This window comes from Bradyrhizobium sediminis (assembly GCF_018736085.1).
Taxonomy (GTDB): domain Bacteria; phylum Pseudomonadota; class Alphaproteobacteria; order Rhizobiales; family Xanthobacteraceae; genus Bradyrhizobium; species Bradyrhizobium sediminis.
This window is the reverse complement of sequence record NZ_CP076134.1, coordinates 1400656-1413269: the sequence shown is the minus strand read 5'-3', so window position 1 is coordinate 1413269 and position 12614 is coordinate 1400656. Positions and strand designations below refer to the sequence as shown.

Sequence of the window (12614 nt, the reverse complement as noted above, 5' to 3'; positions counted from 1 at the left end):
ATCAATGTGACTTCCAGGCGGGATATCGTGGTGCCGGCATCAATGCAGAAGACCTATGAAACGCTGCACTTCGCGCCGGCAGTGAAGAGTTCTGGATTTCTCTTTTGTTCCGGCGTGATCGGATTTGGCCCAGGACGGGAACTGTCGCCCGACCCGGAGATCCAGTTTCCGCTGGCGTTCCAGTCGCTCGGGACAGTGCTCGCGGAAGCCGGCCTGACGTTCGACGATGTGATCGAGCTTACCAGCTATCACGTCGGTCTTCAGGCGACGCTTCTTGCCTTCCTCAAGGTCAAGGACCGGTTCATCCCCGAGCCTCATCCGGCGTGGACGGCGATCGGGATTACAGAGCTCGCGCGCCCCGGCGCGCTGGTCGAGATCAAAGCCGTCGCAAAATTGCGCGCGTGATCGAGGGGTAAGTTTTCGGCCCAGGCGCGCCGGCATTCTGACCCTCCGCCGCTGCCAATCCGTTTAGGCCCGATAGGCCGCACCATCCGGCGGTGTCGAAGACCTCCTGAAAGCTTCGACGCCGCCCTCTATTGATGGGAATTGCCAGGCGCTGCTTCCCGTCCTCGTCCAACTCCTGTGTATTCCCGTGATCGGCTCGCCGATGTTCATCGTCTCCGGCCCAGAATTGGTGATGCCCGGTGCAAGGCCGGTGGCAGCGCCGGGACGGGAGACGACGAAATTCAGGCGACGATCACGGCCGACGACCGAGACAGCCCGAGCAGCCGATGGGTTTCCTTCAGGGGGACGGCCGGGCTGAACAGGAATCCCTGCACCTCGTCGCAAAGCTCCTCCTTGAGGATGCGGAGCTGATCGGCGGTCTCGACCCCCTCGGCATTGGTGGTCATGCCGAGGTTTTTTCCCAGACTGATTACCGCGCGGATGATCGCCAGGGAATCCTGCAGTTTGCCCAGCCCGCGAACGAAGCTCTGGTCGATCTTGATCTTGTCGAAAGGAAAACTTCTGAGATAGCTCAGGCTCGAATATCCCGTGCCGAAATCGTCCATCGAAATCTGAACGCCGTAGCTCTTGAGCTGATGCAGTCTTTCGAGAATGGCCTCGCTGTCCTGGAGCAGGGTCGTTTCGGTGATTTCCAGCTCTAATCTGCCCGGCTCGAGATGGCTGACGGCCAGGGCCGTGAACACGGTTTGAACGAGGTTGGGACTCCTGAACTGAACCGGTGAGAGGTTGACCGCGACCCGGATATTCCGGGGCCAGCTCAGCGCATCGGTGCAAACCTGCCGCAATATCCATTCACCGAGGGGAATGATCAGGCCGGTTTCCTCTGCCACGGGAATGAACTCCGCCGGCGATATCATCCCGCGATCGGGATGACGCCAGCGGATGAGGGCTTCGAACGCGATCACCTCGTTGCTATCGACCGAAACCACCGGCTGATAGAACATCTCGAACTGCTTGCCGGCGATGGCCGCCCGCAAATCGACTTCGAGCCGGCGCCGTGCCTTGACCCTGGCATTCATTTCCGGCTCGAAGAAACGGCAGATCCCCCGTCCGTCGGCTTTGGCGCTGTACAAGGCCATATCGGCGCATTTCAGGAGCTCGTCCGACGACGATGCATCGCCCGGGAAATTCGCAATCCCGATGCTCGCTCCCACGACCGCGTGATTTCCGGCAAGGTCATATGGCGCCTCCAGGGCTTCGGTCACCGTCAGCGCCAGCGTATTCGCGCCATGGGGCTGCGGCTGCCCGCGCTGCAGGATCGCAAATTCGTCGCCGCCCAGCCGCGCCACCATTCCCTGTTCGCCGACGCAGTGCTGCAGTCGCCTGGCGACTTGCCTCAGCAACTCATCCCCGATCGAATGACCGAACATGTCGTTGACGGTCTTGAAGCCGTCGAGGTCCAGGCAGAAAATCGCGAGTTGATCGGTATCTGCAACTTCCAGCGCTTCGGTAAGATTACGTTGGAACAGGTTCCTGTTCGGCAGGTCGGTGAGGGTGTCGTATTCCGCGAGGTAGGCGATCCGCTTTTCGGCTCTCCTCCGCTCGGTAATATCTTCATGCGTATCGACCCAGCCTCCGCCCGGCAATTCGCGCCTCGAAATCGCAATGACCCGGCCATCGGGATACTCCTGCTGGTAGGAGTCGGATCCGTCGACGAAAGCGCGGGCGACGTAGTATTCGTGAAATAGCTCCGCCGTCCCCTCCGGAAAGCCGTTGGCGGAGACAATGCATTGTATCAATCCGAACAGGCCGATGCCGGGCGTGACATCCTGGCGAGACAGCCTGAATATTTCCAGGAAGCGGTCATTGCACAGCACCAGCCGATGCTGCGCATCCAGCATGCAAAGGCCCTGCACCATGTTGTTGAGGGCCGCATCCAGCTGCAGATGAGTGAGGCCGAGCGCGATCGCGTTGCCCTTGAATACGTCGATGGTCCTGGCAATGTCGCCCATTTCGTCGAGGGCTTTCGTATAGGGCACGTCGACGCCGAGTTCGTTGTTGCACAGCCGGTGCATGACCGCGGTGATCTTGCCGAGCCGGCTGAGGATGCGATGTTTGGCCCATAAGGTTACCGGGCCGATCAGCACGAAGGCGACCAATGCGGATGCAACCACCCATAGCATCAGGCCGCTGGAAGCCTCCGAAAGCCGATGGACCTCGCGATCGACGTGGCGGATTTGCTCCTGATACCGTCCCTCCATGGCGCCCTGGATGACGTTGGCCGCCTGCGCATACTCGCCCTCGCTGACCGCGAGCGCCTTCTCCTGAGCGAAATTGTGGGCGAGCATCAAAACCCGATCGCCAGCCTGGCTCAATGTGGGAACATGGGCGGCGATCTGCTGCAGCAATATTTCCCTGGTCGCATCGCTCCGCGACAATTGCGTCCGGACGCTCTCCTCGATCCGCGCATTGAGCGCCGCCACCGCCAGTCGGCTGTTTCGAATGCGACTTCGGTCGAGCAGCGCCGGCGCTGCCGTTATCAGTGCGCGATGCTGCTCGAACAGGACCTCGAGCTCGGTAACGGTTTGGATCCCCACAACCCCTTCGCCGTAGAGCCGTTCGGCGGCTGTTCTGGTTTGACTGGCGAAGTGGGTGGACGCGGCCGCCAGCACCGCCAGCGCCGCAAGCGCGATGGCGGTGAGAAGATAGAACTTGGCCGCGATGCCGTAGCGGATCGACCTCCAAAGCCGGGACAGCATGGCGCGCTCCTCAACTGCCTTGACTGGCGATGCGTCGAAACGCTTCGATGATCGCGCTGGCCGCAGGCGATGGATCGTCGAGGCTGACCAGGCTCAGGATCTGCTCGATCGGTTCGTCCGTCACCAACTCCACCGCGGAACTCGACTTGACGATGGCCAGCTGGGTGATGCCGATGGCTCCGGGCTCCTGCGCCACCACCTTGATGATCTGTGTACCGACCTGAACCCGGATCGTATCGGGAGCCGAAATGTGCGCCGCGCCGAGCAGCCTTGCTTCGACGGAAGCCAGCACGCCGCCGCCTTCGCGGACCGCCACGACCCGGATCGGCAGATCCGGCCCGCCCAGCTGCTTCCAGTTGGAAATCTCGCCGGTTAGTATTTTTCCAATTTCCTGGAGACGCGCCGCGCGAACCGGATTGTCCGGGTGAACGACCAGCGCGGCGCGGGTGCGGGCGATCTCGAACGCCTTCAATCTCCCGAACGGAAGACCTGCATCGGACCGGCGCAGGATCTCCACCTCCCGGTCAAGGGTGGTTGAAATCATCGCCAGCTCCGCGTTCCGCTCCAGCAGGGCGAGCAGCCCGAGACTCGATTTGTTCGGGATGATCTCAAGGTGGTGGCCGGTTTGAGCTTCGACCGAACTCGCGAAAGGTTGCGCTATTCCGGTCGCAAAGGTAGTCGACCCCTGCAGAACCACATCGCTGGAATGGGCCGAGCCAATGCCAGCCGCGCCAGCGACGATCGCTGCGAGAACGAGTTGAATGAATTTCCCTTTTGGGAAATTGCCCGCGACTTGACTCATACCCCCCCCCTTATTCGGCAATGACTCTGACAGGGGGCAGCAAAGACCGGGTTACCAAACAACGTAAATGGGCTCCTAAACTCAGGCGTCAGGCGTCTCCAGGGCGACCCGCCGCGCCAAACCTCGTGAATTCCGGAGCAGGCCGCCGAAGTCTTCCGGCCTTCTCAGCTCCGTACAAATGCGGTCTTCAGGGCACGACCGCTCTCCCTTGCGAGGAAGGAGCCGTCGAACAGCGCCTCTCAGGTGGTTCGAAATCGCGACACGTAGTGCAGGCCGATCACCGACACCAGGAAGGTGAACCATACCGGATCGGCGCGATCGAGGAAGAAGCTTTCCAGCGAGGCGAGGTAGATCCCGAACAGCCATATCCGCAGGAACATCTTGCCAAGCGGCGTCCCCTGACCGCGTGCCTCGGCGAGATGATAGTCCCTCAGCGGTGCAACGATCAGGATCGCCATCAGGAACAGCAGGCCTGGAATCCCGAGCGCTAGCGCGGAATCCAGATAGCCGTTGTGGCTGTGCGACGCGATCACCACCCATTCATGGATGCTTTCGCCGGGATCGGCGTCGCGCACGAAATCGCTGCCCCAGAAAGCAAAATAGCCGTAACCGAAAATCGGGCGCTGCGCGATCGACGCGAAGGCGAATTTCCAGACTTCGTCGCGTCCGGTAAAGCTGGTGTCCAACGGCAGCGATCTGCTGATGGCCGACAGGGTCGGGCTGACGACGGTGCCGATGCTCAGGAGATTGAGAACGATCAGCGGCGCATAACACAGCACCACCCGAGCCCGGAACGTCCTTGCCGCCGCCACCCCTTCGGCAAGCACCAGGACCAGTATGACAAGCGCGGTCGCGCTCTTGCCCCGGGAGAAGAGCAGGAAGACCACCGCAAGAGCCGTGATCAGCGGCCCGACCAGCACCGCTCCCGATCGCATCAGGTAGAACCCGACGAAGACCAGCATCGCCATGATGGCGGACGCCGTGTTCTTGTGATCGAAAACACCCCGCCAGTCCCCGGCCAGATGATATTCCGCGACGTCGGTGGCCTGGTGAATTGAAAACCCGGGCGCCACCATGACCCCGAGGTAGCAGACCGCCAGAAACGACAGCACCGCGGCGCCGAGCCAACGGTTCAATTCGCGCGTGGTCGCCGGCAGCAGCAGCACCGTTGCCGCGACGACGAACACGCAGGCGGTGAGGACGAATCGTTGCGTGGAGGCGCCGGGGTCGCGGGACATCACGAGATTGATGCAGATCCAGCAGCCGAACAGGATGTAGGGTGTCGACACGAACGAACGAAGCGCTTCCGCGTGCCTTCGCGTCACCAGCACCAGCGAAAGCACGGCGAGAAATCCGAACGACGCGTAGGTGAGGCCGCGTCCCGCGGCGGCATCGCCGATCGTGGCGTCGCCGAGATTGGCGAACGGCTGCAAGGAAATCCAGGGCAGCAGGAAGATGGCGATGAACAGCGCGAAGCGCAGGATGTGCGCGATCTCGATCCGGCCGACATAGAGGCCGATCGGCGACTCGATCCAGAGGGCGGACAACCTGTTCACGGCAAGACTCGTCGGCTGTGGTCAGGAGTGGTTGATCGCCCGGGACGTTACGTTCTGGGCGACGTGCAAAAACCCCGAACTGAAATTATAGGGCAGCAAGCGCGCATTGGCGCCGCAATCTTCCCGTGTCGGTTAATGAACTCGCCTTAACCATGCGGCCGCGCCTGCCGCGCACGGCGGCGCGCTGGACCGGATATTGCGGCTGGACCGGATATTGCAAAGACCAACCCACATCGCCGATTTTCTCGGCGAAGGTGTCGACGCATGACGAATGGAACGTATTTCCCGCGGTTTGTTCGCGCTGATGGCGTGAAGGCCGCGGCACCAGCCCTTTTCGGCACAGGCGGACTGTCCGGGGTGTCCGGTTTTGCGACGGCGAAGGCCGTCTGCGGCGACCGCTCCGGCCGGATCGTTAACGCCTTGCGCGCCTCCGCCACGGAACCGGCTCCTCACGTGCTCGCCGCCTTGAGGCGTGGATCATGAAATATCGCGCCGATATCGACGGCCTGCGGGCGCTTGCCGTCGTTCCAGTCGTTCTCTACCACGCCGGCGTTCCCGGTTTCCCCGGCGGCTTCGTCGGCGTCGATATCTTCTTCGTGATCTCCGGCTATCTGATCTGCGGCATGATCGATGCGGACATCCGCAAGGAAACGTTCTCGCTCGGGAGTTTCTACAAGCGCCGGGCGCTGCGCATCCTGCCCGCGCTGTTCGTCATGTTCCTGGTCACCAGCATTCTGGCCTATGTCTACTGCCTGCCGGTCGAGCTCGAAGATTATGCCCGGAGCCTCGCCAGCGCAGCCGGTTCGATTTCGAATATCTACTTCGCGGGCACCGCCGGGTATTTCGACGCGCCCGCCGAGACCAAGCCGCTGTTGCATACCTGGTCGCTCGGAGTCGAAGAGCAGTTCTACCTGATCGTTCCCTTGCTGATGTTGCTCGCCTGGCGCGTCGCGCCGAAACGCGCGAGGCTGCTGTTTGCCGTCGCCGCCACGGCGTCCTTTGCCGCGGCGCTCGCGATCAGCTATCGCAACACCACCTTCGTGTTCTATCTCACGCCGTTTCGGGCCTGGGAGCTGGCGCTCGGTGCGCTGCTGTCGATTGGATTCATTCCGGCGCCCAGGACCTCATTCTGGAAAACTGTCTGCGGCGCCGGCGGGATCCTGCTTTTGCTCGGCGCGATACTCGTTGGTTCGCCCTCGGCTCCGTTGCTCTTGATGACAGCGCTCGCCAGCGTCGGCGCCACCCTGGTGATTGCCTCCAGCGAAAGCGGCGTTTCGACGGTTGGACGGCTATTGTCGCTGCGGCCGGTCGCCTTCGTCGGCCTGATCTCCTACTCGCTGTATCTGTGGCATTGGCCGCTGATCGTATTTCAGCGCACCGACGGGCTGCTGCTTGCCGACTCATCCGGCATCGTCACCAAGCTTGCGCTGATCGCGGCCTCGACCGGCATCGCCTTCCTGTCGTGGAAATTCGTCGAGACGCCGTTCCGCTCGAAGGCTCGCGAAACCTCCAAGGCCGCAGTCTTCGGCATGGCCACTACCGCGGTGGCCTCGGCTATAGCATTTTGTGGCCTCGTGCTGTTCGTCGGCGGCGCGCCGTTCCGCTTTCCCGAGCGGGTGGTGTCGATCGCCTCCTATCTCGCCTACGATCCCTCGGCCGCGTTTCGGTCCGGGCAGTGCTATCTGGCGTCGAGCCGCCAGCATTTCGATACGCCGGCCTGCATGAAGCTGGACGCCATGCGGCCGAATTACCTTCTGGTCGGCGACAGCCACGCCGCCCATCTCTGGTTCGGTCTGTCTTCATCGATGCCGGAAGTCAACGTATTGCAGGCCACCGCCAGCCTGTGCCGGCCGGCCGTACAGCCCGGCTCGCGGCATGACACGCCATCTTGCCGGAGGCTGATGGACTTTGTCTTTGGCAACTTCCTCGTCAACAACAAGGTCGACAAGATTCTGCTCGCCGCGTCATGGAAGGACGAGGATCTGCCGATCCTGTCGGCCACGCTCAGGATACTGAAATCGAGGGGGTTCGAGGTCACCGTACTCGGGCCGATCGTCGAATATGACAGCGCGCTGCCGCGGCTGCTCGCCGATGAAATCCTGCAAAACAATCCGGCGGTCGCCGGAACCATGCGCAAGGCCGGGGTTCTGGAGCGCGACCAGGCGATGCGGCGGGTCGTCGCGGCCGAGGGCGCGGCTTACGTTTCGGTCTATGATTCCGTGTGCCGCAACGGCGTCTGCGACGAATTCGCGGAGGGCGACATTCCCTTGCAGTTCGACGCGGGTCATCTCACGGCGAAGGGATCGGTGGTGGTGGGGCGAAGGCTCTCAACCGCCTTTATCGACAAACTGGCGAGGGCCGACGATGTTTCGAACTGAGCGCGCGCGCGCGGCGCGGGCGCTTCTCTACCCGGCAATCGGCGCTGCGGTTTTGGCGCTGGGCGGCACCGCTCCGGCCCATGGCGCGAACGATGCCGCGCGCAACGCCTCGAACTCCGCCAAACTTGCCGGCGCCTTCGTCAACTGGGGGCCCGACGGCCGCGAACGCATGCTGCAGGCCTGGGAAAAATGGCTGAACCAGACGCCGTCGTCGGTGCTCGGCGTCGATTTCTACGCCCAATCGACCTGGGAGGATTTCTTCAAATTGAGCTGGGTGCCGGGGATGTGGAACAAGCTCAACCCGGCGCGAAACGTGGTCTGGTCGGTTCCGCTGACGGTGAAGGGAACGCCGCTCGCGGAGATCGCCAACGGCCTGCACGACGCCGAGTTCGAGGCCGCGGCGAAAGCGATTGCCGAGGCCCAGCCAAAAGCGATCATCCGGCTCGGCTGGGAGATGAATCTCGTCGACTCCCCATGGTTCGCCAAGGGCCAGGAGACCGACTACATCGCGGCCTTCCGGCGCGTGGTCGGAATCTTCAGGCGCCATTCGGACGGCTTCAAATACGACTGGTGCCCGGGATGGGGCCCGCAGGAACTCGCCGCCGACCTCGCTTATCCCGGCGACGACGTGGTCGATTACATCGGTCTCGATGTCTACGATTTCAAATATCAGGGATCGCCGCAGGAGCGCTGGGACGCTTATTATCTGAAAGCGCCATTCGGCCTGCAATGGCAGCGCGACTTTGCCGCCCGGCACGGCAAGCGCATGAGCTACCCGGAATGGGGCGTCGGCCAGTTCGGCGACAACCCCTTCTTCATCCAGCAGATGCATGACTGGTTCCGGAACAATCAGGACGGCATCGCCTATGCGGCCTATTTCGACGTCGACGGATTATGGCCGACCCAGATCGACAACAACCGGTTTCCCAAGTCGCAAAAGCTTTTCCGTAAGCTTTTCAGGCGCTGAGCCGATGTGAAGGACTGCAGCGTGATGAATATGCGGCGGGTTATCAGGGGCGCGGCCTGGCTCTCGATTGCGATCGTTCTCCTGGTCACGATCGTACCGATCGGCTTCCGCCCCACCACGGGATTGTCGCCAAACATCGAGCGCTTCTGCGCGATGGCTGCCGTGGGCGCGCTGTTTGCCGCGGCCTATCCCAGGAAACTCTGGCTGATCGTGCTGGCGCTGTCGCTGGCGGCGGCGCTATTCGAGCCGCTCCAGTTCATCGCCGCCGGCCGCCATCCGAGCCTGCGCGATGTGGAGTTCAAATCGCTGGGCGCCGCGATCGGCGCCGCCGTCGGCTACGCAATCGCCTTCGCGGCCGGCACCGTCAATTCGCGCTGGTCGCCGGCACCTTGATCTCCGTCGGCAGGATGATGGCGGCGGCGATCACCAGCAAACACAGCCCGCCGAAGGCATGCAGCATGGTGACGAAACCGCCCTGCTCGTACAGCCACGCCACCAGGCCGACCGAAGCGCCGGCCGCGGTGAAGCCGAGGAAATAACGCACCGAATAGGCTCTGCTGCGCCATTCCTCGCTGGTGTATTTACCGACCATGGCGTCGTTGACGGTGACCTGGCCGAACGCGCCCATCACGATGCCGATCGAAGCCAGGATCAGCGGCAGGTTCGACAGCGTCGCCGCCAGATACAAAAACGGCGCCAGCAGCAGGGACAGCGGCATCGAGATGGCCTTCAGCGAGTAGCGGTCGATCAGCTTGCCGATGGTATATTGCGTCATCGCGCCGAACACATAGACGCAGGCCGCGATCACCCCGAGCAGCGCCGGGCTGCTGGTCATGTCGGCGAGCCGTTCCGCGAACAGCTTCGGCAGCGCCACCGTCACCGCGTTGAAGGTGGTGGAAATCGCGATCACCACGATGAACAGCGCCAGGATCACCCGCCACATGTCCTTCTTCGCCACCCGCGCCTGCGCCGCCGCCTGCTTGAAGCCGGAGCGGTCCTCGTGGACCACCATCCGCGCAAACGCGACGCCGATCAGAATGGTGACGATGCCGGGAATGACAAAAGCCCAGCGCCAGCCGAGATACTGGCCGATCGCGCCGGTGACCAGCGCCGACGACGCCACGCCGAGATTGCCCCAGACGCCGTTCAGCCCCATCTCGCGGCCGAGCCGGTCGGCATAGGACACGATCATGGCGGTGCCGACCGGATGGTAGATCGACGCGAACAGGCCGATCGACAACAGCGCCGCGCCGAGCTGCAGCGGGGTCTGCACCAGGCCGACCGCGATCATCGACAGGCCGATCCCGGCAAAGAAGATCACCATCATGTGGCGGCGGCTCCAGCGGTCGCCGAGCCAGCCGGTCAAGAGCGAGCCGGCGCCGAAGGCGACGAAGCCCGGCGTCGCGTAAGGCAGCAGCTCCGAATAGGCCATGCCGAGCGCCGGCCCCATCACGATGACAGCGGCGGCAAAGATCAGCATCGAATAATGGTCGATGAAGTGCGCGGCGTTGACGAAGCCGATCACCCGGCTCGGGCTGTTCATTGGCGAATCCCGCTGTTTCCTGAAATAGGTTATACGTGGTCGGGCTGACGGGATGTGGCCAATGAATATCGCCGAAAAGCCAATTGCAGGGATCAAGGGGCGCCGTATCTCGACCGGCGACGGCGTCCACATGATTGCGAACCACTACCGTAAGGGCGTCCGGCTCGACACCCATATGCACCGCGAGGCGCAACTGGTGTACGCAGCCCGCGGCACCATGCAGGTCACCACGCCGAAGGGACGCTGGCTGGTGCCGCCGGACCGCGCGGTATGGGTGCCCGCGCGGCTTGAACACGCCATCGACATGCTGGCGGATGCCGACATGCGGACGCTTTATTTCGATCTGGCGTGGCTCGAGCGGGAGGACCGCAGCGCCGGCCTCGATGCCGAATTCGTAGTGCGGGTCTCGCCGCTGCTGCACCAAGCCATCCTGGCGCTGTTCGACGGCCGCAACGACCCTGTTCGTACCGGGCTTCTGGTCAAGCTCGCCATGCTCGAACTGCATCAGGCCGAGGACTCCACCACCTTCATCCCATTGCCGCACGAGCCGCGCTGCCGCCGCGCCGCCGACATCGTGCTCGGCGACCCTACCGGCCTGCACGAGATCGAGACGCTGGCGCGCGCGGTCGGGACCTCGGCGCGGACGCTGTCGCGGCTGTTTTCGTCGGAGACGCAGTTGAGCTTCAAGAGCTGGTGCCAGCGCGCGCGCATCGCGGCTGCGATCGAAAAACTTTCCGTCGACGCCAACGTCTCGGTCAAGCAACTCGCCTCCGATCTCGGCTACGCCAGCGTGCCGGCCTTTTCGCATGCGTTCCGGCAGGTCACGGGAAAGACGCCGACGGAGTTTGCGGAAAAGGAATGAGGCGTGAGCACTAATGCCGCTCCAAACGAGATCGTCATACGCGGGCTTGACCCGCGTATCCATCATGCTTCATCAAGAGTCGTTTCGAAGAGGATGGATTGCCGGGTCAAGCCCGGCAATGACAATCAGCCCGTAGGGCGGACTAGCGATAACGTAATCCGCCGTCATTGCGAGCGCAGCGAAGCAATCCAGCTTTCGTGAGGCGACAAGAAAAATGGATTGCTTCGTCGCAAGTGCTCCCTTGCGCAAACGCTTTGCGTTTGTCGCAGGCAATGACGGCACTAGGTTGCCTGCGCCCTACGAGATCGCAATAATCTCAAGCTCCTGACCAGATGCGCCGACGACATCCCCAACCGCCTTCCCCATCAGGGACCTCGCCACGGGAGATACAAAGGAAATAGAACCGGCCTTGGGGTCCGCTTCGTCCTCTCCCACGATCCGATATTTCTGGATGCGCCCATCGTCGCGCCTGAAAACCACCGTGCTCCCAAAGGCCACCGTGTCGGTTGACGCAGGGTCGGCGATGACCTGAGCCGTCCGAACTCTCGCCGCGAAGTAGCGCGCGTCCCGCAAGGGGCCCGCGGCTTGCCGCCGTCTTTCGTTGACGTCTTCGATTTTCTGCGCGGTCTCGTAGGCCTCACGAGCCTGCTGGAGGTGAAACTCCAGAGCCTTCAATCCCGCTTCCGTCACGAGGTTCGGATGAGGTGAAACCGGGCGGTCCGGCAGCAGCGTTTCAGAAGCCGTTTCGGCACTGTCTTCCTTGGTGAAGGCAACGCTCAAGCCCGGGGTCCTTCGATCAACATGTTGGAACTGCCTTCGACGATATCACGCCCGGCCCCTTTGCGCTGTCGCATCATGGCGGTGAGAGCCCCCCTTCCGAAGAGGAATCGGTAGGGCGGATTTCAGCGTAATCCGCCATCCTGTCTTTTTCGTGCCGGCGGGTTGGGCTTCGCTAACCCGCCCTAACGGCTGCCGCCTACTGTGCATGGGGTTGTTTTCGATATTTTTGGTTTGGGGTTGCCACCCCCTTCGGAAACCCGCGACACAACGACGGGGCAAATCAACTCCGATCCTGAAAATGCGGGGTCAAGCCCCGGACTCGAAATAAATCGCTTAACATGTCGGGCAAATCACTTTTAGGAATCCGCCGGTCACCGCGGGTCTTGAGCCATGAGGCCGCTTCATCCCGGGTTCTGGTTTCAGCATGTGAGATTTGCCGGCCAATGCGGTCATCGCTCGCACCGCCGCCGTGGCAACATGATGCCTTTTTGCTCAGTCTCTCCCGCTTGATTGTGATCCCTTCCGACATAATTCTCCTGTAGCATTCCGCCTGATCTGGATT

The 12614-nt window shown here is 62.5% G+C and carries 10 protein-coding genes; 5 read left to right on the top strand and 5 right to left on the bottom strand.

Annotation, left to right across the window (positions count from 1 at the left end; genetic code table 11):
* Nucleotides 1-6 precede the first annotated feature (6 nt).
* Entirely contained in the window at nt 7-405 is a 399-nt protein-coding gene (locus KMZ29_RS06705; RefSeq protein WP_215622990.1) for a RidA family protein, read from the top strand.
* 281 nt (nt 406-686) lie between these two features.
* Here KMZ29_RS06705 and KMZ29_RS06700 read toward each other — a convergent pair whose 3' ends face one another.
* From KMZ29_RS06700 to KMZ29_RS06690, 3 genes are all read right to left on the bottom strand, one after another.
* Complete coding sequence (locus KMZ29_RS06700) at nt 687-3164, bottom strand: putative bifunctional diguanylate cyclase/phosphodiesterase (protein ID WP_215622989.1); 2478 nt, start codon at nt 3162-3164, stop codon at nt 687-689.
* Between the two features lie 10 nt (nt 3165-3174).
* Nucleotides 3175-3987, bottom strand: coding sequence for a substrate-binding domain-containing protein (locus KMZ29_RS06695; protein ID WP_215622988.1), 813 nt, complete (start codon nt 3985-3987; stop codon nt 3175-3177).
* 218 nt (nt 3988-4205) lie between these two features.
* The gene (locus KMZ29_RS06690) at nt 4206-5522 is read right to left on the bottom strand and encodes an O-antigen ligase family protein (protein ID WP_215622987.1); all 1317 of its coding nucleotides are present in this window, start codon (nt 5520-5522) and stop codon (nt 4206-4208) included.
* Nucleotides 5523-6001: 479 nt separating this feature from the next.
* Between KMZ29_RS06690 and KMZ29_RS06685 the strand changes: the two genes are divergently transcribed.
* Genes KMZ29_RS06685 through KMZ29_RS06675 form a run of 3 tightly spaced genes read left to right on the top strand, consistent with a single transcriptional unit; the run spans nt 6002 to nt 9260 of the window.
* Nucleotides 6002-7900 carry an acyltransferase family protein gene (locus tag KMZ29_RS06685; protein ID WP_215622986.1) on the top strand — a complete coding sequence of 633 codons (1899 nt, stop codon included), beginning with the start codon at nt 6002-6004 and terminating at the stop codon, nt 7898-7900.
* On the top strand, nt 7887-8867 hold the full coding sequence (locus tag KMZ29_RS06680) for a glycoside hydrolase family 26 protein (RefSeq protein ID WP_215622985.1): 981 nt from the start codon (nt 7887-7889) through the stop codon (nt 8865-8867). The genes KMZ29_RS06685 and KMZ29_RS06680 overlap by 14 nt, the downstream gene beginning before the upstream one ends.
* A gap of 24 nt (nt 8868-8891) precedes the next feature.
* On the top strand, nt 8892-9260 hold the full coding sequence (locus KMZ29_RS06675; RefSeq protein WP_369810117.1) for a VanZ family protein: 369 nt from the start codon (nt 8892-8894) through the stop codon (nt 9258-9260).
* On the opposite strand, the gene KMZ29_RS06670 is transcribed toward KMZ29_RS06675, so the two are convergent.
* On the bottom strand, nt 9232-10410 hold the full coding sequence (locus KMZ29_RS06670; protein WP_215622984.1) for an MFS transporter: 1179 nt from the start codon (nt 10408-10410) through the stop codon (nt 9232-9234). The two genes, KMZ29_RS06675 and KMZ29_RS06670, sit on opposite strands and share 29 nt — an antisense overlap.
* Before the next feature lie 61 nt (nt 10411-10471).
* Here KMZ29_RS06670 and KMZ29_RS06665 point away from each other — a divergent pair, with 61 nt between their 5' ends.
* Nucleotides 10472-11272 carry an AraC family transcriptional regulator gene (locus KMZ29_RS06665; RefSeq protein ID WP_249779845.1) on the top strand — a complete coding sequence of 267 codons (801 nt, stop codon included), beginning with the start codon at nt 10472-10474 and terminating at the stop codon, nt 11270-11272.
* Nucleotides 11273-11569: 297 nt separating this feature from the next.
* On the opposite strand, the gene greA is transcribed toward KMZ29_RS06665, so the two are convergent.
* A complete protein-coding gene (greA, locus tag KMZ29_RS06660; RefSeq protein ID WP_215622982.1) occupies nt 11570-12052 on the bottom strand; it encodes a transcription elongation factor GreA in 483 nt (160 codons plus the stop codon).
* Nucleotides 12053-12614 lie beyond the last annotated feature (562 nt).